Origin of the sequence: Nonomuraea spiralis (assembly GCF_014648435.1) — a bacterium.
Lineage (GTDB): Bacteria > Actinomycetota > Actinomycetes > Streptosporangiales > Streptosporangiaceae > Nonomuraea > Nonomuraea spiralis.
Window position 1 is genome coordinate 505,592 of the sequence record NZ_BMRC01000003.1, and the last position, 25,272, is coordinate 530,863.

Annotated in this window: 27 protein-coding genes; 11 read left to right on the top strand and 16 right to left on the bottom strand. The window is 71.5% G+C overall.

Annotation, left to right across the window (positions count from 1 at the left end):
- Nucleotides 1-6 precede the first annotated feature (6 nt).
- The gene (locus IEZ27_RS09695; protein WP_229823779.1) at nt 7-1,779 is read right to left on the bottom strand and encodes a substrate-binding and VWA domain-containing protein; all 1,773 of its coding nucleotides are present in this window, start codon (nt 1,777-1,779) and stop codon (nt 7-9) included.
- Nucleotides 1,780-1,913: 134 nt separating this feature from the next.
- Nucleotides 1,914-2,552: a cation transporter gene (locus tag IEZ27_RS09700; protein ID WP_189646877.1), complete on the bottom strand. Its 639-nt coding sequence runs from the start codon at nt 2,550-2,552 to the stop codon at nt 1,914-1,916.
- Nucleotides 2,553-2,693: 141 nt separating this feature from the next.
- Between IEZ27_RS09700 and IEZ27_RS09705 the strand changes: the two genes are divergently transcribed.
- Together IEZ27_RS09705 and IEZ27_RS09710 are read left to right on the top strand one after the other, a co-directional pair.
- Nucleotides 2,694-3,464: a DUF4184 family protein gene (locus IEZ27_RS09705; protein WP_189646878.1), complete on the top strand. Its 771-nt coding sequence runs from the start codon at nt 2,694-2,696 to the stop codon at nt 3,462-3,464.
- Nucleotides 3,457-4,284: a TrmH family RNA methyltransferase gene (locus IEZ27_RS09710; RefSeq protein ID WP_229823781.1), complete on the top strand. Its 828-nt coding sequence runs from the start codon at nt 3,457-3,459 to the stop codon at nt 4,282-4,284. The genes IEZ27_RS09705 and IEZ27_RS09710 overlap by 8 nt, the downstream gene beginning before the upstream one ends.
- Nucleotides 4,285-4,313: 29 nt before the next feature.
- On the opposite strand, the gene IEZ27_RS09715 is transcribed toward IEZ27_RS09710, so the two are convergent.
- Nucleotides 4,314-4,799 (bottom strand): N-acetylmuramoyl-L-alanine amidase, encoded by a 486-nt coding sequence (locus IEZ27_RS09715; RefSeq protein ID WP_189646880.1) that lies wholly within the window; start codon nt 4,797-4,799, stop codon nt 4,314-4,316.
- A 175-nt stretch (nt 4,800-4,974) separates the two neighbouring features.
- On the opposite strand from IEZ27_RS09715, the gene IEZ27_RS09720 reads away from it, so the two are divergent.
- The gene (locus IEZ27_RS09720) at nt 4,975-5,424 is read left to right on the top strand and encodes a group II truncated hemoglobin (RefSeq protein ID WP_189646881.1); all 450 of its coding nucleotides are present in this window, start codon (nt 4,975-4,977) and stop codon (nt 5,422-5,424) included.
- Nucleotides 5,425-5,428: 4 nt separating this feature from the next.
- Here the strand turns inward: IEZ27_RS09720 and IEZ27_RS09725 are convergent, their stop codons facing one another.
- A complete protein-coding gene (locus IEZ27_RS09725; protein WP_189646882.1) occupies nt 5,429-5,722 on the bottom strand; it encodes a hypothetical protein in 294 nt (97 codons plus the stop codon).
- 226 nt (nt 5,723-5,948) lie between these two features.
- Between IEZ27_RS09725 and IEZ27_RS09730 the strand changes: the two genes are divergently transcribed.
- Nucleotides 5,949-6,530, top strand: a complete 582-nt coding sequence (locus tag IEZ27_RS09730; protein ID WP_189646883.1) for a hypothetical protein — start codon at nt 5,949-5,951, stop codon at nt 6,528-6,530.
- Between the two features lie 11 nt (nt 6,531-6,541).
- Here IEZ27_RS09730 and IEZ27_RS09735 read toward each other — a convergent pair whose 3' ends face one another.
- Entirely contained in the window at nt 6,542-7,342 is an 801-nt protein-coding gene (locus IEZ27_RS09735; RefSeq protein WP_229823783.1) for a D-alanyl-D-alanine carboxypeptidase family protein, read from the bottom strand.
- 157 nt (nt 7,343-7,499) lie between these two features.
- Between IEZ27_RS09735 and IEZ27_RS09740 the strand changes: the two genes are divergently transcribed.
- On the top strand, nt 7,500-7,691 hold the full coding sequence (locus tag IEZ27_RS09740; protein WP_125637282.1) for a YegP family protein: 192 nt from the start codon (nt 7,500-7,502) through the stop codon (nt 7,689-7,691).
- On the opposite strand, the gene IEZ27_RS09745 is transcribed toward IEZ27_RS09740, so the two are convergent.
- On the bottom strand, nt 7,688-8,203 hold the full coding sequence (locus IEZ27_RS09745; protein WP_229823785.1) for a DedA family protein: 516 nt from the start codon (nt 8,201-8,203) through the stop codon (nt 7,688-7,690). The two genes, IEZ27_RS09740 and IEZ27_RS09745, sit on opposite strands and share 4 nt — an antisense overlap.
- Before the next feature lie 155 nt (nt 8,204-8,358).
- On the opposite strand from IEZ27_RS09745, the gene IEZ27_RS09750 reads away from it, so the two are divergent.
- On the top strand, nt 8,359-8,874 hold the full coding sequence (locus IEZ27_RS09750) for a hypothetical protein (RefSeq protein WP_189646884.1): 516 nt from the start codon (nt 8,359-8,361) through the stop codon (nt 8,872-8,874).
- Here the strand turns inward: IEZ27_RS09750 and IEZ27_RS09755 are convergent.
- The 3 genes from IEZ27_RS09755 to IEZ27_RS09765 all read right to left on the bottom strand — a co-directional run bounded on the left by IEZ27_RS09755 (nt 8,843) and on the right by IEZ27_RS09765 (nt 14,237).
- On the bottom strand, nt 8,843-12,247 hold the full coding sequence (locus IEZ27_RS09755; protein WP_189646885.1) for a BTAD domain-containing putative transcriptional regulator: 3,405 nt from the start codon (nt 12,245-12,247) through the stop codon (nt 8,843-8,845). The two genes, IEZ27_RS09750 and IEZ27_RS09755, sit on opposite strands and share 32 nt — an antisense overlap.
- Before the next feature lie 63 nt (nt 12,248-12,310).
- Complete coding sequence (locus IEZ27_RS09760) at nt 12,311-13,369, bottom strand: lysylphosphatidylglycerol synthase domain-containing protein (protein ID WP_189646886.1); 1,059 nt, start codon at nt 13,367-13,369, stop codon at nt 12,311-12,313.
- A 49-nt stretch (nt 13,370-13,418) separates the two neighbouring features.
- The gene (locus IEZ27_RS09765; RefSeq protein WP_189646887.1) at nt 13,419-14,237 is read right to left on the bottom strand and encodes a PIG-L deacetylase family protein; all 819 of its coding nucleotides are present in this window, start codon (nt 14,235-14,237) and stop codon (nt 13,419-13,421) included.
- A 38-nt stretch (nt 14,238-14,275) separates the two neighbouring features.
- Here IEZ27_RS09765 and IEZ27_RS09770 point away from each other — a divergent pair, with 38 nt between their 5' ends.
- Entirely contained in the window at nt 14,276-15,358 is a 1,083-nt protein-coding gene (locus tag IEZ27_RS09770) for a glycosyltransferase (protein ID WP_229823787.1), read from the top strand.
- Here the strand turns inward: IEZ27_RS09770 and IEZ27_RS09775 are convergent.
- From IEZ27_RS09775 to IEZ27_RS09790, 4 genes are all read right to left on the bottom strand, one after another.
- Entirely contained in the window at nt 15,355-16,146 is a 792-nt protein-coding gene (locus tag IEZ27_RS09775; protein ID WP_229823788.1) for an NAD-dependent epimerase/dehydratase family protein, read from the bottom strand. The genes IEZ27_RS09770 and IEZ27_RS09775 overlap by 4 nt on opposite strands.
- A gap of 31 nt (nt 16,147-16,177) precedes the next feature.
- Nucleotides 16,178-17,641: a DUF2079 domain-containing protein gene (locus tag IEZ27_RS09780; protein ID WP_229823794.1), complete on the bottom strand. Its 1,464-nt coding sequence runs from the start codon at nt 17,639-17,641 to the stop codon at nt 16,178-16,180.
- Nucleotides 17,642-17,756: 115 nt separating this feature from the next.
- A complete protein-coding gene (locus tag IEZ27_RS09785) occupies nt 17,757-18,128 on the bottom strand; it encodes a hypothetical protein (RefSeq protein ID WP_189646890.1) in 372 nt (123 codons plus the stop codon).
- Between the two features lie 89 nt (nt 18,129-18,217).
- Entirely contained in the window at nt 18,218-18,781 is a 564-nt protein-coding gene (locus IEZ27_RS09790) for a TetR/AcrR family transcriptional regulator (protein WP_189646891.1), read from the bottom strand.
- A gap of 50 nt (nt 18,782-18,831) precedes the next feature.
- On the opposite strand from IEZ27_RS09790, the gene IEZ27_RS09795 reads away from it, so the two are divergent.
- The gene (locus IEZ27_RS09795; protein ID WP_189646892.1) at nt 18,832-19,926 is read left to right on the top strand and encodes an FAD-dependent oxidoreductase; all 1,095 of its coding nucleotides are present in this window, start codon (nt 18,832-18,834) and stop codon (nt 19,924-19,926) included.
- 63 nt (nt 19,927-19,989) lie between these two features.
- Nucleotides 19,990-21,102, top strand: coding sequence for an aromatic ring-hydroxylating oxygenase subunit alpha (locus tag IEZ27_RS09800; protein ID WP_189646893.1), 1,113 nt, complete (start codon nt 19,990-19,992; stop codon nt 21,100-21,102).
- Here the strand turns inward: IEZ27_RS09800 and IEZ27_RS09805 are convergent.
- Nucleotides 21,072-21,626, bottom strand: coding sequence for a DUF1707 SHOCT-like domain-containing protein (locus IEZ27_RS09805; RefSeq protein WP_229823795.1), 555 nt, complete (start codon nt 21,624-21,626; stop codon nt 21,072-21,074). The two genes, IEZ27_RS09800 and IEZ27_RS09805, sit on opposite strands and share 31 nt — an antisense overlap.
- Before the next feature lie 179 nt (nt 21,627-21,805).
- Between IEZ27_RS09805 and IEZ27_RS09810 the strand changes: the two genes are divergently transcribed.
- Together IEZ27_RS09810 and IEZ27_RS09815 are read left to right on the top strand one after the other, a co-directional pair.
- Nucleotides 21,806-22,738, top strand: coding sequence for a sensor histidine kinase (locus IEZ27_RS09810; protein ID WP_189646894.1), 933 nt, complete (start codon nt 21,806-21,808; stop codon nt 22,736-22,738).
- Nucleotides 22,739-22,748: 10 nt separating this feature from the next.
- The gene (locus IEZ27_RS09815; RefSeq protein WP_229823797.1) at nt 22,749-23,888 is read left to right on the top strand and encodes a low temperature requirement protein A; all 1,140 of its coding nucleotides are present in this window, start codon (nt 22,749-22,751) and stop codon (nt 23,886-23,888) included.
- Here the strand turns inward: IEZ27_RS09815 and IEZ27_RS09820 are convergent.
- Both IEZ27_RS09820 and IEZ27_RS09825 read right to left on the bottom strand, forming a co-directional pair.
- Nucleotides 23,885-24,859: an aldo/keto reductase gene (locus tag IEZ27_RS09820; protein ID WP_189646895.1), complete on the bottom strand. Its 975-nt coding sequence runs from the start codon at nt 24,857-24,859 to the stop codon at nt 23,885-23,887. The genes IEZ27_RS09815 and IEZ27_RS09820 overlap by 4 nt on opposite strands.
- Complete coding sequence (locus tag IEZ27_RS09825) at nt 24,856-25,206, bottom strand: MerR family transcriptional regulator (RefSeq protein ID WP_125636934.1); 351 nt, start codon at nt 25,204-25,206, stop codon at nt 24,856-24,858. Before IEZ27_RS09825 ends, IEZ27_RS09820 begins: the two co-directional genes overlap by 4 nt.
- Between the last annotated feature and the right edge of the window lie 66 nt (nt 25,207-25,272).

The window sequence follows — 25,272 nt, forward strand, 5'->3', positions numbered from 1 at the left end:
AGTGGCTCAGCCGTCGCAGTCGGGGGCGCAGAGCCGGCGTTCCATGCCCTGGAGGAAGAAGTCACGCACCTGGAGGACGTCCTTGGCGATGTACGCCTCGCCGCCGGTGGTCTTGGCCAGCGCGTCCATCTGCTTCCTGCCCGCCTCGGCCTCGGGCCCGAAGGCGATGAGCAGGATGCTGATCGGCCGCTTCGGGTTGTAGGTCTTCTTGAGGTACTGCAGGATCTGGGCGTTCGCGACGCCGCCGTCGGGGTCGTCGTTGCCCGCGCCGTCCGTGAGGATCAGCAGCGTGTTGATCTTGTCTTCCTGGTACGTCTTCGTCAGCTCGGCGTAGGCCGCCTTGATGGTGTCGTTCAGCCCGGTGTCGCCGGTGGGCTTGGCCTGGATCAGCCCGAACTCCTTGACCAGCGCCTGCTTGCGCAGCACCCCGTCGGTCGACTCGGTGAGCGGCCCGACGGAGACGAGTTCCTTCCAGTCCTTGCCCTGTCCGTCCAGATGCGTGGAGAACGTCCACAGACCGATCTCGGAGTCGGCGGGGAACAGGCCCAGGCCCTCCATGGCGATCTTGTTGATGGCCTGCATCCGGGTCATGTTCGTGTTGGGGACGGGCAGGCCCATCGTGCCCGAGACGTCGAGCAGGGTGAGCAGGCGGGTGCCGAGGTTGAGCCGGGACCAGGTCTGCACCATCGAGGCCACGGTCTTGGCGTCGGGCCTGGGCAGCGCCTCCGGCTTCGCCGGGACGAAGCCCTTCTCCTTCGACAGCGCGTCGCCGGCCTTGCCGTCGGGGCTGCGGAAGCCCGCGTCGCGCAGGGTCTTCCTGGCCGAGTCGGTCTCGAGGTCCTGCTTGAAGTCCGCGGCCGCCTTCTGGACCCCCGGGTCCTTGGTGACGATCGTGAGCGGGTAGTCGAGGCTGAGCGTGCCCTCCTTGGGATAGAGGGCGACCACCGGGGCCTCGGGCTTCTTGGCGTTGTGGGCGTAGACGGCCTGCTCGGAGGCGACGCCGACCGGCACCCTGCTGCCCGACTTCACCGTGAGGCTGGCCAGCAGCGCCGACGGGTCGGAGGCGAGTTGTCCCGAGATCTCCTTCAGCGCGCCGACCAGCGCCTTGTTCTGCCCGGCCTCCTTGGCCGAGGAGGCGGCGGCCAGCAGCGCGGCCAGCCCGGCGGAGTTCTTCTGCGGGTCGAGCGCCAGCACCCGGACCTTCTTGCCCGGCCCGTCGGGGTTGGCCACGTTCGCCGCCGCGATCATGCCGGCCCAGCTCGGCGTGAGGCTGCCGGACAACTTCGCCGCCGACGACTTGGCGGTCGCCAGTACGACGGGCGAGACGGCGACCGAGCCGGCCGGCTGCGGCAGCGCCGCGCCCGCGGGGGAGTTGCGCACGTTGCCCACCAGCAGGCTGGAGTCGGCCACCCACACATCCGCGTTCGCCTTGCCCGCGGCCAGCCCGTTCGCGGTCTTGGCCGCGCCTTCCCGCGTCACCGTGACCTCGACGCACTTGCTGTCGATCGAGTGCATGGCCTTGTTGTAGTTGGTGGCGACCTTGTTCAGCGCGGGCTGGATGTCGGGGGTGGCGACGACGCGCAGCGGCAGCTTGCCGGCCGAGCAGTCGTGCTCGCGGTTGAAGATCACGAACGCCGCGACACCGAGGAGCACGGCCAGCGCGACGGCCCCGGCCAGCGGTACGAGCACCCTGCCACGCCCGCTGACGGACTTTCTGCGGGAGGGGGGTTCCTGGGCTCGGTAGCCGCCGTCGAGTTCGTCTGTGCGGTGTCGCCCCACGATGTCCTCTTAGGTGTGTTGAGACCTTCCGGAGACCCTAGCGGGAGTTGCTCCGCAATACTCCGGGAACGATACTCGGTGGGCTCTGTGTGGCAAAACCGCTCTTTTGGTGCGCCTATCGCGCTGAGTAACGGTCAGTGGCAGCATGCGTGACCGCGCCAGGCACGCGCTCCCTCACGCACCGCGACCGCTGCGAGAGCCACCGCCATGACCGGATCGGCCCACCACCAGCCCAGCGTGTTCAGCCACAGACCGGCCAGCACGCCGGCCGCCATGGCGGCGCAGATGAGGTTCTGGGTGCCCTCTCCGGACGTGGCCGCCGACGCCAGCCGCGTCCCGAGCCGCCGCTTGACCAGCCCCAGCACCGGCATGCTGACCAGGCTGACCGTCGTCACCACGATGCCGAGCACGGTCGGCGTCGCCCGGTGACCGGCGTCGAGGTCGTGCGCGACGTGCACGACGAGGTAGGGGGCGAGCAACCAGAAGCTCACCGCGACCGCGCGCCTGGCTGTGCTCTCGGCGTTCGGCGAGAGCGTACGGGCGCCGGTGAAGCGCCACACCACGATCAAACTGGCCGCCGCCTCGGCGAAGGCCGACAGGCCCCACCCGATCAGCGCGACGGAATGGGCCGAAAGCCCGGCGGCCAGGCCGAGCGTGCTCTCCACGGCCAGCCAGGCCAGCGTGGCCACCGAGAGGGCACGGGCGGCGCGGGCGGCCCGCAGCCACTCGGCCGTCGCGGCCGGATGCTCATGAATCCGCTGGTCAGGCACCATGAACCCCCGAACTCCCGGCTATCCGGCCGTCGACAGCGTTACGTAACGTACCCATCACTTCTGGTGACCTTAAGCCCTGTGCGGCAAAGGATGTTCAAGATTCACCGGATAATGGCGGTGATCGCGTCCGGGGGAGGGATCGTGCCGTTCACGCCCAGTCACATCGCCGCCGTGCTGCCGCTGGTGGCCTCCGAACGCGGGCGGCGCCTCGCCGATCCGTGGGCCCTCGCGTTGGGGACGATGGTGCCCGACCTGCCGATCTTCCTGCCGTTCCTGCCCGTGTACGGCGACTGGCACTCCTGGACGGGCGTGCTCACGCTCGACCTGGCCGCGGTGCTGGTGCTCCTGCCGCTGTTCCACCTCGTCCTGCGCGACCCGCTGATCGCGTTGCTGCCGCCGTCGCTGGCGGGCCGCGCCGCACTCCTGCGGCCGGGACGTCCCAGGTTCCTGCCGGTCGTGGCGGGCGGCGTGATCGGCGCGGCCACCCACGTGTTCTGGGATTCCTTCACCCACTCCTACTCCGCCGCCCGCTGGGGCACGTGGCTGGACACGCCCGTCTATGGCACGACCAAGCTCTTCGGCGTGCTGCAGTACACCTCCTCCGCCGTCGGCCTGACCGTGGTCGTGTGGTGGGCCTGGCGGGCGCTGTCCCGGATGTCGGCGGCCGACGTGCCGGGCCGCCTGCGGACGTCGCCCGCCGTACGGTGGGCCGTGCTGGCCGCGTGCGCGCTCGGCACGGTCGCCGGCGCCCTCGTGTGGCCCCTGGTGGACGAGCCCAACCCCGCGCTGGGCTTCAGGAGCGTGGTCACCAAGACGGGCGCGGGCACGGTGGTCGGCCTGTCCGCCGTCCTGGCCTGTTATGCGATCGTCTGGCAGGTCAGGCGGCGCGTGGCAGTATCGGAAGGTGCCTGACTACGTATTCGACGCCGACGACCCCCGACTCGCCGACTACACCCGGCTGCGGGACGTCGAGCTGCGCAAGAGCCTGGAAGCCGAGCGCGGCCTGTTCCTCGCCGAGGGGGAGAAGGTGATCAGGCGGGCCATCGCCGCCGGTTACCCCATCCGCTCGGTCCTGACCACCAGGCGCTGGTACGAGTCCCTGTCCGACGTCATCGGCGACGCCACGGTCTACGAGGTGAGCGACGAGCTGATGTCCGGCATCGCGGGTTTCCCGGTCCACCGCGGCGCGCTCGCCTCCATGCGGCGCCTGCCGCTGCCCTCGGCCGAGGCCCTGATCAAGGGTTCCGCCCGCCGGTTGCTGGTCCTTGAGGACCTGGTCGACCACTCCAACGTCGGCGCGATCTTCCGCTGCGCCGCCGCGCTCGGGGTGGACGGCATCCTGCTGTCGCCGCGCTGCGCCGACCCGCTCTACCGCCGGGCCGTGAAGGTCTCGATGGGCGCGGTCTTCTCGATCCCGTACGCCCGGCTCGACGACTGGTACACCGGCCTCGGCCGGCTGCGCGAGGCGGGGTTCCAGACCCTGGCGCTGACCCCCGACCAGGCCGCGACCCCGATCGACCGGGTGGCGATGGGCGAGCGGGTGGCGCTCCTGCTCGGCTCCGAGGGCGACGGCCTGTCCTCCCACTGGCTGCACGAGGCCGACCGCGCGGTGTGCATCCCCATGAGCCCGGCCGCGATGGACGCCGGCGTCGACTCGCTCAACGTGGTGGCCGCGGCGGCGATCGCCTGCCACGGGCTGATGCGCTCGGCGCCGGTCGCCGCCGAGCGCTGACCGTCACCGGCTCACACCAGGTCCTCGGCTCACACCAGGTCCTCGGCGACCTGCATGCCGGCCGTCACCCAGGCCAGCAGCGTGGTGCCGGGGCAGTCGGTGTTGCCGACGTCGCTGTGGCCCCGCTTGGCGAGCTCGTGGCCGGTCCTGGCGCACGCCTCGTCGTACAGGGCGCGGATCGTCCTCTTGGCCGTCTCGGTCGGCTGGTTCATGCCGATGTACGCGCAGCCGATCCCGGTGACGTTGTGGTCGGTCGCGTGGGCCCCGCGGACGAGCCAGCCGCGGCCCTCGTACACGGTGCCGTCGTCGCGTACGAGGAAGTTGTAGCCGATGTCGTTCCAGCCGCGTTCGTCCATGTGCGAGTCCTGGATGGACCTCGGCGTGCGGTCGGCCGGGGTCTCGGTATGGTGCACGACGAACTCGGTGCGCCCGGACAACGGGACGTGCTCGACGTCCGCCGGGTCCCTGGGCGGGCGGGCGTTCCAGCCGGCGCGGTCGACGATGACGATCCCCATGTTGTGCTCCTGCTGTCTTGTGCTGGTGTTTTCGCAGGTTAAGCGGCGCACGGGCGCGGAGGACGAGGGGCGCGACGCGGTTGCCGGGATTTCATCCCGGCTTGGCCGGAGCGGCGGGAGAGCGGCTCGGACGTGGGCCTGGCGGTGCCCCGACCAGCCGTGTAACCATGTAATCATGGAGACGCTATATGAGCACGCGGGCGGCGAAGAGGGTTTACGCCGCTTCATCGAGATCTTCTATCGCAGCCTGCTGGCCGACCCCCTGCTCCAGCCGTTGTTCGGCACGGGCAAGGCCAGCCATGTGGACAATCTGACCGCCTTCACCGCCGAGACGTTCGGCGGCCCCGACACGTTCTCGGCGGAGATGGGCGGCTTCCCGCTGCTCATCGACGCGCATCGAGGGCTGCGCATCGAGGAGGCCCAGCGGCTCAGGTTCGTCGAGCTGTACATGCTGGCCGCCGACACGGCCGGGCTGCCCGCCGACGAGCCGTTCCGGGCCTCGTTGCGTTCGCACGTGGAGTTCGGCACCCAGGTGGCGCTCCAGAACTCCCACGCCGACACCGACGACCAGCTCCACCCGCTGCGCGAGGTGCCGATCTGGGAGTGGGAGCAGCCGCCGCGGTAGCCGGTCAGGGGTGGTCGGTCTCCTCGGCGAGCCAGTCGGGACGGGCGTCGATGTCGTGCAGCACCGGCTGGGAGTCGATCGGGCCGTGCCCGCCGTTCGCCCTGATGTGCGCCGCCAGCGCGGCGGCCTGCGTCTGCGGCGTGATGAGCGTGATCTGCCAGGAGATCCCGGTCTCCATGGACGGGACTTCCGCGATGTCGATCGAGGTTGCCAGCCCCGCGAGCAGGATGCCGTGCGCGAGCGCGGCGGCCTGCTCGTGGCCCTCGATCGTCGTGCGGACTTCGATGAATTCCGCCATGATCTTCCTTATTGCGGAGAGGTAGATTCCCCACCCTATCTGCGTGAATCGGCCGGGGGTCGGCTTCGGGCCGGGAAATAATCCCGAACCGGGTCGGGCCGCTATCTCGTGGGGATCGGTCATTGCTCATCTCTCGGGCGACAACGCCGGCAGCGGCCCGCCGCCGTACGGGGATGCGGCAAGATGTGATCGGACGATCACAACAAGCGACCGACGGAGGGGTCCCGTGAAGCTGGCCTGGATCATCGCGGCCGCGGCCGTGACGGCCCCCTGCGCGTGGGCGGCCCCGCAGGCGCCGACGGCCGTCCGTACGCAGGCACTCCCGCGGGCCCGGCCCGCCGCCGAGGGCGCCGCCCTGACCTGCGCCGTCAGCTCCCCCAAAGGCCGGCCGCTGACCTTCACCCCGCGCATCGGCCTGACCGCGCGTCCGGTCTCGGCCCGCGGCAACCTCCAGCTCACCGGCTGCCTGTCGGGCGACGGCTCGGCCCCCTACCTGCGCTCCGGCTGGGTCACCCTGAAGAGCGTCGGCCAGGCTTCCTGCACGAGCGCCAGGCACGTCCACGGCACCCTCCGCATCACCTGGTTCGGCGTCGACGGCCGGCCCGTCGGCACCTCCGAGGTGCGTACGAGAGCCGACCGCCTGGCCACCCAGAGCCCGGCCGACAGTTTCCTGGCGGGCACGGTCGTCTCGGGGCCGCTCGCCCGCGAGCGCGTCGGCGGCGGGATCACGCCCGCCATGGGCATCCTCGGCTGCGCGACCGGCGGCCTGAGCAGGCTTCCCGCCGCGGGCCGGCTCACCTTCGGCTGACCTTCCTGCCCTCAGCCGCCGGCGATCTGCTCGCCCGCGTAGTCGAGCAACCGTTCGGCGGTCGCGAAGCGGCGTTCGTCACCGTCGTGGAGGAGGACGCCCACCACGCGTCTTCCGGCCCGCTCACCGGCGAACAGCAGGCAGTACCCGGCCGCGTTCGTGTACCCGGTCTTGACGCCCAGCACGTCCTCGCTGCGGCCGAGCAGTTTGTTGGAGTTGCGCCAGGTGTGCGCCCGGTGCACGGCCGTCTTGGCGGTCTTGTGCACCTGGGTGCCCACCACCGTGCGGAAGATCGGGTCGGCCAGCGCCCGCTGCGCCAGCTTGACCTGGTCGACCGCCGTCGAGTACCCGCCGGCGGCCGGCGTGGGCAGGCCGTCGGGGTTGGTGTAGCGGGTGTCGGCGAGGCCGAGCGAGCGGGCGGCCCGGTTCATCTTGGCCACGAACGCGGTCTTGCCCGGTCCGTACTGCCTGGCCAGGGCGTTGGCGGCGTCGGCGCCCGAGGGGAGCATGAGGCCGTACAGCAGGTCTTTGGCCGTCAGGCGCTCGCCCTTCTTCAGGCCGGCCGTGGTCGCGCCGTTGCTGGTCGCGTGCTTCACGTCGGCGGCGGTGATCGTGATCGTGTCGGTCAGCCGGCCCTCGTTCAGGACGACGTAGGCCGTCATGACCTTGACGAGGCTGGCGACCGGGACCCGCCGCGTCTCCCGCTTGCGGAAGTGGACCGTGCCCGTCGAGTCCACCACGTACGCCGAGGTCGCCTTCACCGCCGGCGCGTCGGCGGCCCACGCGGCGGACGCCGGGTAAGAGACCCCCACAACCAGGGCGAGTACGGCAGAGCCTATGAAACCCCCAATACGCATGCCAGATATGTTCGCAGGAGATCAAGGGTTGATTTGCGAAACTCGGCCGTAAGTCACCCTCACTTGGGGGTAAATGCTTGATAGATCCGACATCCGCGGGGAGATGAGGCGAGTGGCAGGCAGGTTCGTCATCAGCCAGGACGAGCGGGGAACGTTCCGTTTCGCGCTCGTCGCGAACAACGGGCAGACGCTGGCCGTGGGCGAGGGCTATCCGAGCAAGGCCGCCTGCGTGAACGGCATCGAGACCGTACGCAGGAACGCTCCCGAGGCCGCCATCGACGACCAGGCCCCGGCCGCCCTCTAGGACGAGGCCGGCCGCCGGCGGCGGACGAAGAACCAGGCCACGCAGGCCGCCACCGCGAGCAGCGCGACCACCGCGCTGACGGGGGAGTGGGCGGCCAGCTCCAGCCAGCCCCACACCAGCGCCGTGAGCCCGAACCACCAGATGGGCGCCCAGGTCAGGCAGCCGAGCGCGCTGGCCACCACGTACCAGGGATAGGACACCCGCAGGGCGCCCGCCACCCACGGCAGCGTGTGCCGCAGCATGGGCACCCAGAAGCAGCCGTAGACCGCCAGCGCGCCCCACTTCTCGACGACCCGCTCGATGCGTTCGATGCGCTCACGGCCCAGCCGCTTGCCGACCCGCGACTCGTGGATCTTCTCGCCGAGCTTGCGGCCCACCCAGTAATAGACCTGGAACGCTCCGAACAACGCGAGGATGAGGACGGCCCCCACCAGCCAGTACGGCAACCCGAACCAGAACGGCCGGGCGGGATCAGGAAGGGCGACCGCCGCATGCCACATGAGCCCGCTCACCCCCACTCATAAACCTTAGGTCAGCCTAACCTTAGTCAAGGAGTAAGCCTTCCGCCACATCAGCATGCAAGGCTGAGGCAACGGCTGCAAGCAGGCGACAACCACCCCTCAACCATCCCGCCCTATACCTGAACTGAGCAAAAGGGGTGTTGATCATGTCGTCGAGAAGCGCAGTGGTTCTGGCCGGGGGTACCGCCAACGCGGTCAAGCTGTTCGTGGCGGCCCTCGCCTTCACCAGTGCCTACGTCGGCTTCTCCGCGTACAACAACGCCGGGCCGGCCGCCGAGCCCGCGCGGACCGTCACCCTGTCGGCACGCGAGGTGCCGATCACCGCCCCGGCCGGGGAGAGCGCCCCGGCCAAGGCGGGCGAGATCGCCCTCAGCGCGCAGAACGACGGCGCCCCCGGCTGCGGCAGGTCGTTCCTGGCCCGCAGCCTGCTCGTCAACCCGCGCCCCGGCGAGACGGTCCTGTACCGCTGGCGGCTGTCACGCTGGAGCCCGGCGGCCAAGGCGTGGCGCACCTACCTGATGGACCACTCCGGGTTCGCCGGGGCCGGTCAGAACGTCGAGTGGCAGCCGCAGGTCTCGGGCAACCCCGGTTGGTACCGGGTCGAGCTGGTCACCGGGTCGGGCGCGACCGTCACGAGCGAGCGTTTCCAGGTGAGCTGCTGACCGAGCGCCGCGCGGCCTCGACCCAGCGTGGCACGCCCACCCGCTGCGCCACCTCCAGCGCCTTCTCGTAGTGCTCGCGCGCCGCGTCGGGCTGGCCCAGCCGGATGGCCAGGTCGCCGAGCGTCAACGCCACCGGCCACAGCGCCACGACGCCCGTGCCCGCGCCGGCCACCCGGTCGGCGAACGGCTTGAGCTTGTCGTAGCAGTCGACCATGCGCTCGCGGTCGTCCAGCAACATGCCCGCGAGGGCCCGCCAGGTCATCACCAGCTCGTAGAGGAAGTCGGGCCGGACCGGCGGGCGCGTGGCGGCCACCGCCCTGGCGTCGTTGACGTGCCCGGCCGAGGCCAGGGCCAGCGCGTAGGCGTCGAGGGTCCACTTGGCGCCGCGCTGGTGGGCCGCCGCCAGCAGGTCGACCGTCTCGGCCGCCCGGCCGTCGACCAGGTGCAGGCAGAACGTCGTGATCAGCGGGAGGTCCTGGCGGCCTTCGAGCATGCCGGCCCGCGCGGTCATCCTGGCCGCGTCGCGGTAGGCGCGTTCGGCGCCGGTGTAGTCGCCGGCGATCATCAGGCGCTGCCCGGCGTACCAGACGACGACGGCGGCCGGGGCCGACAGGTCGTACTGCCTGGCCAGGCTGTCGGCGGCGGCGGCGTGCCGGTCGGCTGCCGCGAAGTCGCCCCTCGCCGCCGCGCACTCCAGCAGCACCAGGTGGGCGAGGGCCTGGGTGGCCATCTGACCCGAGCGCTGGGCGACCTCCAGCAACTCCCTGCCGATGCTCTCGCGGGTGTCGACGGCAGGGATGTCGTAGGACTGGCGCAGCCGCCCGCTCAGCGCCGCCGCGATCAGCGTCGGGTCGCCGCTCTGCCTGGCCAGCTCCAGCGCCTCCAGCGAGGCCTGCCGCCCGCGCTCGGGCGAGGAGGAGCCCTCCAGCTCCAGCGCCAGCGTGGTGAGCAGGCTCGCCCGCAGGCGCTGCTCGCCCTCGGGCAGCTCGATGAGCGCCTTCTCGGTGACGTCGACGATCTCCCACGCGGTGCGGGTGAAGTCGCGGGCCATGCCCTTGTGCGGCACGGCCAGCGACGCCGCCACCTTCGCGGTGATCTCCAGGTCGCCGAGCGGCAGCGCGGCGTCCATGGCCTGGCGGCGCAGCAGCCTGGCCGCCGTCATGTCGCCGCACAGCGCCAGCGCCTTGATCTGCCGGAGCATCAGGCGCAGGCGCTCCTTGGACCGCTCGGGCGCCGGCTCGCGCCCCTTGTCGTCGGTACGGGGGCCGCCGCGGTCGAAGGCCGCGATGGCCTGCTCCCACAGGGTGGCCGCCTCGCGGTGGGCGAAGCGCCGCTCGGCCTGCTCGGCGGCCAGGCCCGCGTAGTGGACGGCCTTCCCGGCCGCGTCGGCCAGGAAGTAGTGATGGGCCAGCGCCGCCACGTCGGACGGGGTGCGCTGCTCGATCACCGAGGCGACGGCCGCGTGCAGCCGGGTGCGGCGCAGCCGGGAGGCGTCGGAGTAGATCGTGTCGCGCACCAGGTCGTGGTCGAAACGCAGCAGACCGGGCCCCGGCTCGGTCACCAGCCCGGCCAGCAGCGCGGCCTCGACCGCCTCGATCACCGCGTCCTCGTCGGCGGCCACCGTGACCAGCACGTCGAGGTCGACGTCGCGGCCGATCACCGCGGCCTGGAGCAGGATCTGCTGGGCGCCCGCGGGCAGCCGGGAGATGCGCCGGCGCAGCACGTCGCGTACGCCCGAGGGCACCCGCGAGAGCACCTGCGTGGCGCTGGCCCGGTCGGCCGCGCCCTCGGCGTCGAGCAGGCGCACGGTCTCACGCACGAAGAACGGGTTGCCGCCGGTGCGCTCGACGATGGACTCGACCGCGTGCTCGTCGATCTCGCGTACGCAGGTGGCCTTGACCAGCTCGGCCACGGCCTTGGGGTCGAGGCCCGACAGGCCCACGCGGACAGGCTCCAGGCGGGCCAGCGCCGCCAGCACGTCGGACTGCCGGTCGTCGAGCTCGCTCTCCCGGCACGTCACGACGAGCAGGACGCGGCTGGTGGCCAGCAGGCTCGGCAGCGCGCGCAGCAGGGCCAGGGTCTGGTCGTCGGCCCAGTGGAGGTCCTCAAGCGTCAGCAGCACCGGCGCCCGGCGCGCCACGCCGGCGAGGTAGCCGCCGACCGCGCGGTGGAGGCGGAAGCCGCCCGAGACCTCGTCCTCGTCGGGGTCGGGGGCGGTGTCGTCGAGCAGGGGGGCGAGGAGCTGGGCGTACTCACCGGCGCCGGTCATGCCGATCAGCGAGCGCAGGATCTCCACCCAGGCCCAGCCCGGCGGGGTCGCGCTGGAGTCGGGGCAGGCGCCGGAGGCGGTGATCCAGCCGTCGGTGCCGAGCCGGCCGTCGAGCTGGCGCAGCAGCGTGGTCTTGCCCGCGCCCGCGACCCCGGTCACGATCGCGACCTGGAACCGCCCGGTACGGGAGGCGGCCGTGGTCAGCCTGGCCAGCTCGGCGTCGCGGCCGACGAACGGCTCGGGCTCCAGCGGCGGCGGCTCGACGTGGGCGGCGGCCGGCCGCGGCGGCCAGGTGTCGGTGACCGGCGCGGGCCTGGCCGGGCGCGGCGGCGCGGCCAGCTCCAGCTCGGGGGACTGGGCCAGGATGTCGGACTCCAGCTTGCGCAGCGCGGGGCCCGGGTCGATGCCCAGCTCGTCGGCCAGCATGTTCCTGGCCCTGCGCAGCGCGGCCAGCGCGTCGCCCTGCCGGCCGCAGCGGTAGAGGCCGAGCGCCAGCAGCCGCCAGCCCTCCTCGCGCAGCGGATGCTCGGTGGTCAGCGCCTCCAGGTCGGGCACGGTCTCGGCGTGCAGGGCCAGCCGCAGGCCGGTGTCGGCGTGGCGCTCGCGGGCCACCAGGCGCAGCTCGGCCAGCCGGTTGACCTCGGCCTCGGCCCAGGGCTGGTCGGCGAAGTCGGAGTAGGGGGTGCCGCGCCACAGGCCCAGCGCCTTCACCAGGCGGCCGCGGGCGGACTGCGGGTCGCCCTCCTCAAGGTGCTCGCCCGCCGCCCTGACCAGTTGCTCGAACCGCAGCGCGTCGACCTGGTCGGCGGCCACGCGCAGCGCGTAGCCGGAGGCGACGGTCACCAGCAGGCGGTTGGGGCCGCCACGCGGGCGGCCCGGTTCGAGCACCCTTCGCAGGCGGGAGATGTAGACCTGGAGACCCGACTGGGCGCCCTTGGCGGCGTCGTCGTCCCACAGATCGTAAAGAAGCGTGTCAACCGGCACGACCTGACCTCTGGCCACGAGAAGTCGGGCGAGGACGGCCCGCTGCCGCAACCCGCCGAGGTCGAGTTCGTCGTCGTGTTCGTACGCCTCGACTGGCCCCAGAACTCGGAACGCCACCATGTCAGCCGCCACGCTATGCGCGCTTCCGAATCGCGCACAAGGTCTTTGATGGGTTTGGGATTGTCACTGGGGGGCCTTCGAGATCGCGGACGGGGACTCCGCGGCGGCGTTCCGGCCGTTGCGCCTGCGCAGGAGCGCCCACGCGCCGAGTGCGAGGCCGCCGAACGGGATCTCGATAGTGTAAGTCCAGAAGCCGAAAAGTAGTGCTGTCGCGACCGCCGGAGTGCCCGGCACCCCGAACGTGATCAGCAGCGCGGCCACCCCGCTCTCCATGATCCCGGCCCCGCTCGGCGTGACCACGGCGCTGGTCAGCACGCGCGACAGCGCGAAGACGGCGATCGACTGGGCCAGGCCCGGCCAGGCGCCGGTGGCCGACATGCACGCGGCCATGATCGCCCACTGGAAGCCCAGGAAGAACACCATGCCGAGCGACAGGCCGAGCGAGCGCGTACGGACGATCTCGGCGGTGTCGGCGCGCAGCCGGTGGAAGGCGTCGGAGGCGTGCACCTTCAGGCGCAGCACCCGGGTGAGGCCGTCGAGCGCCTTGCCGAGGACGACGGCGGCGCGGTCCCAGTAGAGGGCGGCGGCCACGATCGCGCAGAGCGCCAGGATGGAGATCGCGCCCGTCCAGCCCGCCTTGACGAACGTCGGGTTGAGCACCTCGCCCGCCATGAGCAGCCCGATGATGCCCACGGCCGGCAGGATGAACCTGAACAAGGTGTTCCAGATGCCGCTGACCAGCGTCATCACCACGATCGGCCGGTTGGCGAAGCCCCAGCCTCTGGTCATGGCGAACGACAGCGCCACCCCGACCGCGCCGCCGAACGGCAGCAGGTTGCTGACCGCGCTGCCCGCCGCGTTGAGCGTCAGGCCCTGGAGGTTGGTCAGCCCCGGCAGCGAGTTGGTCAGCACGAACGTGTACGCCAGCAGGCTGAGCAGCCACAGGGCGGTCATCAGGGCGATCTCGCCGAAGCTGAGCGTGCCGAAGACCGCGCCGATCTCGTGCCAGGAGACCGGTTTGCCCGTGAGCGCGCGCACGATCTGCGGCAGGTAGACCACGAGCAGCACCGCCAGCCCGAGCGACACGACGGACAGGGCGATCTGGAGCGGCTTGTTCTTCATCGCCCACCAGTCTGACGGCTCATCGGACCCGGCACGTCACTCTCAGGTGCTACTTCGGCCACCGGTCGAAAGGATGAGTGAGTCTGGTGCCCGGGGGGAGGTCGCGGCGTACGTACCATTCGGTGCCGAAGACCAGGCGGTAGAGCGGGCCGGGGACCTTCAGCACGACGGCGAGGGTGCGGTCGCTGTCGCCGCCGGTGGCCTGGGAGGCGTGCGCGGCCATCGAGGCCCGCTTCTGCCGGGTGTATCGACGGACGTTGACCCGATGGGTGATGGCGTCGTTGGCCGAGTACGCGCTCTCGAACGTCCGTACGTCGAACTCCGGCGGGAACTTGTACACCCGGCCCGCCAGGCGCAGCAGACGTACCAGCGGGTCGCGGTTGACCGTCGCCTCCAGGACGATCTCCGTGCCCGCGATCTGCGCCGCCCGCTTGCCCACCCGGTGGACCTGGACGTGGTCGGGGTGACCGTAGCCGCCGGCCGGGTCGTAGATCGACAGCAGGTCGGCCTTCTCCTCCTCCAGGATCGCCGCCAGCGCCCTGGCCGCGGCCTCGGTGTCGGCGTCGATGAAGGCGTTGTCGGGGCGTTCCTCGGCGATGCCGCCCTTGGGGCTGAGCCCGGAGTCGCCGTAGCCCAGGCACTCCACGCGGGCGCAGCCGAGCAGCGCGGCCGACTCGTAGAGCTCCTTGAGCCTGGTCTCGCGCAGCTCCTCCCCCGGGCCGATCTCGGCCAGGCCGCGCTCGCCGGCCGTCGCGACCACGAGCACCACGCGGTGCCCCTCGGCCGCGAGCATCGCCATGGTGCCCGCCGTGAGCAGGGCCTCGTCGTCGGGATGGGCGTGGAAGAAGACCGCGGTACGTGGAGGCACACGCCCAGATTAGTCTGGGAGGGGTGCGGATCTTTCACGTGAGTGACTGTTACCTGCCGAGACTCGGGGGGATCGAGGTCCAGGTGGCCGATCTGGTGCGCGCGCAGCGCGACGCCGGGCACGACGTGGTCGTGGCCACGGCGACCAGGGGCGAGGCGATGCCGGGCGTGCGCAGGGTCGTCGCCAGGATGCCCTTCGACCTGCCGGTCCACCCGTTCGGAGTGGGGCATCTCACTCGGGGCATCACCGTCACCCGGCCCGACGTGGTGCACGTGCACACCGGCGCGGTCTCGCCGTTCGCCTGGATGGGGGTGCGGGCGGCGCGGCGGGCGGGGGTGCCGTGCGTGGTGACCGTGCACAGCATGTGGGACCCGGTCACGAGGGGGCTCTACCGGCTGTTGCGGCTGGCGTTCGGGTGGCAGCGCTGGGGGCTGGTGGCCACCACGGTGAGCACCGCGGCGGCGGCGCCGATCAGGGCCGTGGCCGGGCCGGGCGTGCCGGTGCGGGTGGTCTCCAACGGCCTCGACCTGTCGGGCTGGGCGCCCTCCCCGGACGTGCCCGCCCCGCGCGCTGAGGTCCACGTGGTGGCCGTCGGCCGGCTGGCGCCGCGCAAGCAGCCCGTACGGCTGCTCAGGCTGCTGCTGGCCGCGCGGGCGCGGGTGCCTGCGGAGATCCCGATGCGCGCCACGATCGTGGGCGACGGTCCCGCGCGCGGCCGTATGGAACGTTTTCTCGCCAAGCACGACATGACCGGCTGGGTGTCGTTGCCGGGCCGCTACTCGCGCGAGCAGATCGCCAAGATGCTGGGGTCGGCCGACGTCTTCGTGGCCCCGGCGGCCAGGGAGTCGTTCGGCATCGCGGCCCTGGAGGCGCGGGCCGCCGGGGTCCCGGTGGTGGCGAGGGCCCAGAGCGGCGTCGCCGACTTCGTCAAGGACGGCACCGAGGGGCTGCTCGGCCGCACGCTGGGCGACCTGGCCGGGGCGGTGGCCCGGCTGTGCTCCGACGCGGGGCTGCGCGGGGCGATCGCCGAGCACAACCGCTCGACGCCGCCCGTCGCGGGCTCGTGGGCCGGGGTGCTGGAGGGGTTCGACCGGGCCTACGAGCAGGCGATCGCGCGTTAGGCCAGGCCGCCCCTGCGCAGGGTGTACTCCACGGAGGCGAAGTCGCCACCCTGCGGGACGCCGTCGGTGAAGAAGTCGCCGGGCACGCCGGTCACGCGGGCGGCGTAGGACTCGGCGTCGTCCTGGGGCTCGTAGCCGAGCTCGGGGGAGAGCTGCCAGAAGCGGCGGGTGTTGGCCGAGACGGCGTAGGCGGCCAGGAAACGCAGGCCGGGCGTGGTGACGGCGGCGTGGAAGAAGCCGGCGCAGTCGCGGGGGCTCAGCCAGGTCGCCAGGTGGCGGACGTCGACGGGCTCGGCCTCCAGGCTGCCGATACGCAGGCAGACCACCTCAAGTCCGAACTTGTCGGAGTACAGGCGGCCGAGGGCCTCCAACGCGGCCTTGCTGACGCCGTACAGGCCGTCGGGGCGCGGCGGGAGGTCGGCGGAGATCGTCGCGGTCGCCGGGTACATGCCGGTCATGCGGTTGCTGCCGGCCAGCACCACGCGCGGCACGCTGGCCAGCCGGGCCGCCTCCAGCACGCGGTGCGTGGTCAGGACGTTGCCGTCGAGCAGGTCGGGCAGGGGAGCCTCGTCCGGCACCCCGGCCAGGTGCACGATCGCGTCGGCGCCCTTGACCAGCGCCACGGTCTCGTCCAGGTCCGACAGGCCGGTGCGGACGGCCTCCTCGCCCGGCTGCGCCTCCATGGGCACCCGGTCGGCCAGGACCAGCCTGGTGGCGGTCTCGCGGAGCCGCTCGCGTACGGCGCCGCCGACCATCCCGGCGGCGCCGGTGAGCACGATCATTCCCATGCGGACATTCTGCGCCATCGGCCGGGTACGGTCAGCCGCGCCGGAGCACGACGTAGCCGTCGCGTTCGAACACCTTCGTGTACCCCTCGCCCAGGAGTTGCCCGACCCGGTTGCGCTGGTCGTCCGGGGAGCCGAACGGGAACTCCCAGCGGGCGGTGTCGGCGACGATCCACGGCGCCCCGCGCGGGGCGGCGCTCCAGAGCAGGACGGTGGTGCGCGAGGTCAGCGCCGGGCCCAGGGAGTTGACCGCCTCGACCGTCACCCCCGAGGGCACCTTGCTCACCGCCTCGGCCGCCGCGGCGGCCTTGTCCTCCTTGTAGAAGGCGGGATGGTAGAGCTGGTCGAGCGCGAACTTGGGCACCAGCGTGAGGGCGACGGCGCAGGCCGCGGCCGCCCAGGCCAGCCTGAGCCCCCTGTCGTCGGCGCGGCCGGTCCAGCGCAGCAGCCTGGCCAGGCCGTCCACGCCGGCGCAGAACAGGATCATGACGGTGAACGCGCTGTACTGGAAGTCGGCCTGCCACCACTGGGGACGGTCGGAGAGCAGGCGTTCGAGCACGTGCGGCAGCGCCGCCAGCGACAGCGGCGACAGCAGGCACAGCAGCAGCGTCGGCCAGACCAGCAGGAACAGCGTGTCGACCTTGGCCTCTTCGCTGAAGGGCAGCAGCAGGGTGGCGAGCGGGTCGCGCACCATCGCCAGCAGCGCGGCGGGCGCGTCGGGCCCGAGGTGGCCGTAGGCCCAGAAGTCCTTGCTGTCGCCGCCGAACGAGGTGATCAGCAGGCCGCGGACGAGCACGACGGCGCCCGCGCCGATCACCGCGCACATGACGCCGCGGATCCGGTCGCCGACGGCGAACAGGTAGAGCCCCGCCCCGATCACCAGGAGGCCCATGTCCTCCTTGACGAGGAGCAGCCCGAGCATCGCCAGGAACGCCGGCAGCACGCGGCCCGCCTGGTAGCGCTCGATCATGATCGCGGTGAGCAGCGGGACGAACATCACCTCGTGCGCGTCGAAGGCGACGGCCTGCGCGATCGGCCACGACAGCGCGTACGCGACGGCGACCAGGTAGGCGGGCCCGATCCCCAGCACGCGCCGGGTGAACAACCACAGGAACGGGATCGCCCCCGCGAACAGCAACGCCTGCGCCACGACCAGCGACTCGGGCCCGTCGTGCACCCAGTAGAACGGCGCGAGCAGCGCGTAGATCGGTGAGAAGTGGTCGGCGAGCTGGAGGTAGTCCGCGCCGCGCCCGTGGAACACGCCGAGCACGGGCACGGCCGGCGGGCGGAAGTGCGCGTAGTTGCGCACCGCCTGATCCACGATGACCAGGTCGAACGTGGTCGCCCGGAACGTGGCCAGCTTGACCAGCCCGAGAACGGAGTACGCCACCGCGGCGAGCAGCGCGACGGCGCCGACCCGCACGCGATGGCGGAAGAGCACTCTGGCGGGGAGTGCGGTGCTTGCCGGAGGCCGTGCGATCACCGTTTCGTCCGTCACGGCAGCAAGCGTAAAGGGATCATCCGGCGATGTCCGTCCCCCGGTCCGGCGAGCCGGATGACGCGGCCGCCGCGCCGGCCTGCCCCCCACAGGCGGTGCGGCGGCCGCGGGCCGGTCAGGTGCAGGCGGCGGTGATCTTGGACTGGAACCCGCTCATCTTGCCGCTGAACTCGGTCGCCTTGCTGATGTCGCCGCTCTCCAGGCTCTCGAAGCCGGAGGCGAGGTCGTTCAGCGCGGCCGCGACGTCGCCGTCGTACTTGCCGGCGAGCTCCTTGGTCTTGGAGGCAGCCGTCTTGGAGGCTTCCCCGAGCGCCGCGGTGTCCGTGGCGTTCTTCGTGATCGCGCTGCTCCAGTCGGTGGCGATCTTGGTGACCTCGTTGGCGGCGCTGTTGCAGTCAACGGCCTGGCCGACGGCACCGCAAGCGGTGGACAGAGCGGCAAGAGAGATCGTCGCGACTGCGAGGGCGAGTCGGCGAGGGGGAGTCATTTTTGGTGCCCTTCGTTGGTTTTCCGAACGAGAGAGACATTATGGATCAATGCTTGATCGCCACTTGCACGCCGCTAACATCCGGGCCGTCAGGCGGGCGTAAAACCGCGCAACAGCACCCGTACGGTCTCGTCGGGATCGGGCATGGGCAGGTCGAGCAGGCCGCGGTAGGTCACGAGACCCGCGAACAGGTCCGTGAGCAGCCACAGGTCGGCGTCCGGGGGCAGCTCGCCGCGGCCGATCGCGCGCTCGTAGACGACCCATGAGCGTTCCATCCTGGTGCGCATGCCGGTGCGGATGATCTCGGCGACGGCGGGGTCGCGGCCGGCCTCGCCGTACATCTGCCTGGCCAGGCGGGCGACGCCGGCGTGTTGCCAGAGGGCGAGGGTGTCGGAGACCACCACGCGCAGGTCGCCTTCGAGCGAGCCGGTGTCGGGGACGGCGACGTGGGTGTTCATGAGGCCGCCGAGCGATTCGAGCAACATGTCGCGCTTGGTGGCGTAACGCCGGAACACGCTCGCCCGGCCCACGCCTGCCGCCCTGGCGACGTCGTCCATCGTGAAGTCGAGGCCGTGGGAGAGCAGCAGCTCGGTGGCGGCCTGCCTGATGCGGTGATCGACCGTGGGATCGGGCTTGCGGCCGCGCGCGGACATTGTGATACTCCCAGTATCTGATACTTGCAGTCTCTAAAAATGGGGCTTCTATGAGAGTAATCGTGGCGGGGGCCGGAGTGGCCGGACTCGCGGCGGCACGCGGCCTGCTGGCCGCCGGTCACGACGTCGAGGTGTACGAGGAGGCGCCCGGACCGCGGACGGCGGGCGGCTCGGTCACCCTCTGGCCCGGCAGCACGGCCATCCTGGACGAGCTCGGCATCGGCTACGCGAACCTCGGATGGCGGCTGGAGACCATGGAGTCGTGGACCGAGGACGGCCGCCGGCTGTTCACCGTCGATCTCACCTCGGCCGAGCGGCGCTACGGGCATCCGTGCGTCCATGTGGCCCGCCGCGAACTGGTCGCGGCGCTGGCCGGCGACCTGCCCGTCGTCTACGGCGCGGGCGTCGAGCACGCGGTGCCGGAACGAGCCGAGGCACGGCTGGCCGGCGGGCGCACCGTGCGCGGCGACGTGCTCGTGGGGGCCGACGGCCGCAGGTCGGCGGTGCGGCGTGCCCTGTGGGGGGACGACCCCGCCACGTTGAGCGGCTGGGTCACCTGGCAGGGCTTCACCACCGCGCCGACCTCGCTGACCGGGGCACGCAGGGCGGTGATGATCGCCGGACGGCGGGAGTTGTGCGGGCTGATCCCGGCGGGCGAGGGCAGGCTGCTGTGGTGGTTCGACGTCCAGGCGTCACCCGGCGGGCCGTTCTGGAAGGACGACCCCGACATCGTACGGCGGCTGCGTGAGCGATTCGGCGGCTGGGCCGACCCGGTGCCCACGGTGCTGGAGACGATGAACGAGATCGACTTCTTCCCGCACCATCGGCACACGATCCCCGCGATCTGGGGCAGGGGCCCGACGACGCTGGCCGGGGACGCGGCCCACACCATGCCGCCGACCATGGCGCAGGGCGCCAATCAGGCGCTGGAGGACGCCTGGCTGCTCACCCGGTCGGTCGGTGGCGACCTGCGCGCGTACGAGCGGGCCAGGGCGCGGATCGCGCGGCGGCCCGCCCTGCTCGCCAGCAGTGAGGTGACCAACAGGCAGCGGTCGTACGCGGGGCTGTTCCCCGACTGGATGGCGACCCGGCTGCACACGGCGTCGCTGCGCAGGTTCAGCAGCTACCTCTTGACAGCCTCGTGAAGGCCGCCGGACGATGTCGCATATAGAGCAACTCGGTGCGTAATACGCAACAAGGGGTGTCGGTTGACCACCACGTCGAGCTTGATCTCCACCCTTCCCGGCCGCTCCTACACCGATCCCGACCTGTTCGCCGAGGAGCAGGCCAAGATCTTCGAGAACATGTGGTTCTGCGCCGTACGGGCCGGTGACCTGCCGGGGCCGGGCGCGTTCCGTACCGTCCAGGTGGGCGCGGAGAGCGTGATCGTGGTCCGCGGGCGTGACGGGCGGCTGCGCGCCTTCCTCAACGTCTGCCGCCACCGCGGCGCCCGGCTGTGCATGGAGGAGCAGGGCGAGGTCAGACGGACGATCAGGTGCGCCTACCACGCCTGGTCCTACGACCTGGACGGCAGGCTCGCCGCCGCGCCCAACCTGGCGAAGATGCCCGACGTCGACCGCGTCGAGTACGGCCTGGTCCCGGTGCACCTGCGCGAATGGCTCGGGTACGCGTGGGTGTGCCTGGCCGGCGAGCCGCCCTCCTTCGAGGACACCGTCACGTACGCGGCCACCGAGCGTCTCGGCGACCCCGCGGCCATCGAGAACTACCAGGTCGACCGGCTCGCCCTGGGCCGCCGGATCATCTACGACGTCAAGGCCAACTGGAAGCTCGTCGTCGAGAACTTCATGGAGTGCTACCACTGCGCCACGATCCACCCCGAGCTGGTGGCCGTGCTGCCCGAGTTCGCCGGCGGGTACGCCGCCCAGTACTACGTGGGTCACGGAGCCGAGTTCGCCGAGCGCGCCGAGGGCTTCACCGTGGACGGCGGCGCGGGCTTCGACCGGCTCCCCGACCTGGCGCCGGAGCAGGACCGCCGCTACTACGCGATCACCGTCAAGCCGCAGGTGTTCGTCAACCTGGTGCCCGACCACGTGATCCTGCACCGCATGTTCCCCATGGCCGCCGACCGCACGGTGATCGAGTGCGACTGGCTCTACCACCCCGACGTGGTGGCCTCGGGCGCCGATCTGTCGTCGTCGGTCGAGCTGTTCCACCGGGTCAACGAGCAGGACTTCGACGCCTGCGAGCGCACCCAGCTCGGCATGGGCTCACGCGCCTACCGGGCGGGCGGGGTGCTGGTGCCGAGCGAGCACCACATCTCGGCCTTCCATCAGTGGGTGAACCAGCGCCTGCGCGGATAGCGCACCCGCAGGCCGCCGTACTTGGCCCGGCCGCTCACCACCACGTAGAGCGTCCCGGGCCGCCGCCTGCCCGGTACGTCGGAGACGGAGGTCTGGCCCCACTCGGTATGGAAGGCGTCCACGTTCACCACGGCGCCCTCGGGCACGATGATCTTCGCGGAGCCGTACGTGAGGTCGAGTTCGAGGTCGACGACCGGGTGGGGGATGACGGCCTGGGACAGGTCGAGCTCGGCGCTGCCGTACTTGGAGGAGACCCGCAGGCGCCGGGGGACGGCCCAGTCGCCCGAGCGGCGTACGTGGCCGCTCTTGGACTCCAGCTCGACCACGTCGTCGGCCGGGGGCGCCTCGGCGGGCAGATCGGTGATCAGGCCGAGCAGGTCGCCGTAGGTCTTCGAGGTGAGCGCCAGCTCAAGCCGGTCTTCGAGCTCGGGGCGCGTGAGGCGGCCTTCGGCGAAGGCACGCTGGAGCTGTCCTGTCGCACGCTCCCGGTCCTCGTCGGAGACCCGCATCTGCATTTCCGGCATGTCTAGAGCATAGGTTCGAAGCGGTCAGAACGGGAGGCGTCGCCCCGAAGGGGTCCGCAGATCGAGGTGGGAGTGCCGACGCCCCCGCCGGGGCCTGCGCACGATCTGAAGTCTCTTCACACCCCGTAGATACCCAGCAATTTGTCGGGAAGTCCTCAAGCGGAGGTAGCGTGAGCCTGATGTCGGCTGAGCCTTTCGCGCACCCGGCCCTCTTCTACCGAGGCGACCGGGAGTACGTGGCTGCCACCACGGCTTTCGTACGCGAGGGGCTGGCCGCGGGCGAGCCCGTCGCGGTGGCCGTGCCTGCGGGGAACCTCGCCAGGATCGAGGCCGGGCTCGGCGCGGACGCCGCGCGGGTGACCCTGCTCGACATGGGCGTGGCGGGCCGCAATCCCGGGCGCATCATCCCCGCCGTGCTGCGGGAGGTCGCCGACCGGCATCCCGACCGGCACGTACGGATCATCGGCGAGCCCGTCTGGCCGGGGCGCTCGGAGACCGAGTACCCGGCCTGCGCCCAGCACGAGGCACTGATCAACCTGTCGTTCACCGGCCGCCGCGTCACGATCCTGTGCCCGTACGACCTGGAGGGGCTCAAGCCCGAGGTGCTGCGCGAGGCCGAGCGCACCCACCCGGTGCTGCGCGACGCCACCGGCGAGCGGGCCAGCCCCCACTACGCGCCCGGCCTGGTCGTCGAGGCGCACAACCGGCCGTTCGGCGAGCCGGTGGCGGGCGTCGCGCTGCGCTTCGACCGCACCAACCTGTCGGCGGCCCGCGACCTGGCCGCCGAGCGGGGCGGCGCGGCGGGCCTGGCCGGCGACCGGCTCGACGACCTCCGCCTCGTGGTGGCCGAGCTCGGCGCCAACAGCCTCGACCACGGCGGCGGCGCCGGCCTGATCAGGGTCTGGACCGAGGACACGCGGCTGGTCTGCGAGGTCGCCGACACCGGTCACATCACCGACCCGCTGGCCGGGCGCAGGCCCGTCGAGGCCCACCGGTTCGGCTCGCGCGGCCTGCTCATCGTCAACCTGCTCAGCGACCTCGTACGCGTCCACACCCGCGTCGGCGCGACCACGATCCGCGTGTATTTCGACCTGCCGCCCTCTCTGGTGTAGACATCGGAGGGTGATCCGCCTCCGGCCCATGCGGGCGCGCGACGCGGGCGAGTCCCATCGCACCGCCACCAACCTCGAACTCTTCTTCGACCTGTGTTTCGTGGTCGCGGTCTCGTTCGCCGGCTCCCAGCTCCACCACGCGCTCAGCGAAGGGCACGTGGCCCAGGGCGTCCTGGGATATCTGACCACGTTCTTCGCCATCTGGTGGGCGTGGATGAACTACACCTGGTTCTCCTCCGCCTACGACAACGACGACTGGCTGTTCCGGCTGACCACGCTCGTGCAGATCTCGGGCGTGCTGGTGCTGGCCGCCGGGGTGCCCAGGGCGTTCCAGGACCACGACTTCCGGGTGGTCTACGCCGGATACCTGATCATGCGCCTGGCCATGGCCGCCCACTGGCTCCGGGCGGCCTCCGCCGACCGGCCAGGACGGCGTACGGCCGTGCGCTACGCCGTCGGGATCTGCGTCGCGCAGGCCGGCTGGATCCTGCTGCTGGTCGCGCCGGGGGAGTGGTACCTGGCCGCGTTCGCGCTCGGCGTGGTGCTGGAGCTCTCGGTGCCCGTCTGGGCCGAGCACGGCAGCCCGACCGCCTGGCACCCCCACCACATCGCCGAGCGGTACGGCCTGTTCACGATCATCATGATGGGCGAGAACGTGCTGGCCGCGACGGTCGCCGTCCAGGCCGAGGCGCGCGGCGTCGGCCTGGGGCCCGAGCTGATCGTCCTGGCCCTGGGCGCGCTGGTGATCGCGTTCGCCATGTGGTGGCTGTACTTCGACTCGCCCACCGCCGAGATCCTCGACTCCAGCAGGCGCGCCATCCTCTGGGGGTACGGCCACTACGCCATCTTCGCGGCCGTCGGCGCCTTCAGCGCGGGCGTCGAAGTGAACATCGACCACATCTCGGGCACGGCCCACCTGCCGTCCACGGGCGTGGCGCTGGCCGTGTCGGTGCCCGTCGCGGTGTTCCTGTTCATGGTGTGGGCGCTGCACGTGCGGCCCCACCGCTACGGCGTGGCCGACGACGTGGCGTTCCTGGGCGCGGCCCTGCTCGTGCTGCTGTCGGCGCTCACGCCGGCGCCGATCCCGCTGACGGCCGTCGTCCTGGTCGCGCTGGTGGCCGTGACCGGCGTGACCAGGCCGCGGGACTAACGCTCGACCTCCGCCATGCTCGCGTAGCGGTCCCCGCGGACGGCGTCCGGCGGCACGGCCCTGGCCAGCGCGTCGAGCTGGTCGGCGGTCAGCGTGACGTCGGCCGCCGCGGCGTTCTCCTCCAGGTACGTCAGTCGCTTGGTCCCGGGGATCGGCACGACGTCGTCGCCCTGGGCGAGCAGCCAGGCCAGCGAGAGCTGCGCGGCGGTGATGCCGGCCGCCTCGGCGATCCTGCGCACCTCGGCCACCAGGGCGGCGTTGTGCTCGGCGTTCGCGCCGGCCATCCGGGGCATGTGCTTGCGGAAGTCGTCGTCCGGGAGCTGGTCGGCGCTCGGCAGCGTGCCGCCGAGCAGGCCGCGGCTGATCGGCGAGTAGGCCACCAGCGCGGTGCCCACCTGCCTGGCCGCGGGCAGGATCTCGGCCTCCAGGCCGCGCGTGAACAGCGAGTACTCGCTCTGCAGCGCGGCGATCGGGTGGACGGCGGCGGCCTTGCGCAGCGTGTCCGCGCTCACCTCCGAGAGGCCGAGGTGGCCTACCTTGCCCTGCTCGACCAGCTCGGCCATGGCGCCGACCGACTCCTCGATCGGCACGTCGGGGTTGCGGCGGTGCATGTAGTAGAGGTCGATGTGGTCCACGCCGAGGCGGCGGAGGGAGGCGTCGCAGGCGGCCCTGATGTACTCGGGGCTGTTCTCGACCGTACGGGAGCCGTCCTGGCGGTTGATGCCGAACTTGGTCGCCAGCACGACCTCGTCGCGGCGGTCCTTGACGGCCCGGCCGACCAGCTCTTCGTTGCGCCCCATTCCATATATGTCGGCTGTGTCTAGAAAATTCATGCCAAGGTCGAGGGCGCGGTGGATGACCGCGATCGACTCTTTTTCGTCACCTTCGCCGTAGAACTCTGACATGCCCATGCAGCCCAGGCCGAGGGCCGAGACCTGCGGGCCGCCGGTTCCGAGAACACGCTTGTTCATACCCGTCCCTTGTAGACGTCGATCTTGTAGTCGAGGACCTTCATGTCCTGACTGAGCTCGGCGATCCTGGCCCGTACGCGCTCGCGGTGCAGCTCCAGCATGGCCAGGCGCTCGCCGGAGGTGTGCTCGCCCATCCGGCGCAGCTCCGCGTAGCGGCACATGTCCGCGATGGGCATGCCGGTGGTCCTGAGCTTGGTGAGGAAATCCAGCCACTGGAGATCCTCCTCCGCGTAGTCCCGATGCCCGCTGTGGTTGCGGCCGACCGAGTGGATGAGCCCAATACGCTCGTAGTAGCGCAATGTGTGGGCGCTGAGGCCCGAACGCTGGGCGGCCTCTTGGATCGTCATGCATCCAGGTTCACCCTTTGAGTGCACTCAAAGTCAAATCAGCGTGCAGTCAGCTGTAGCCACCCT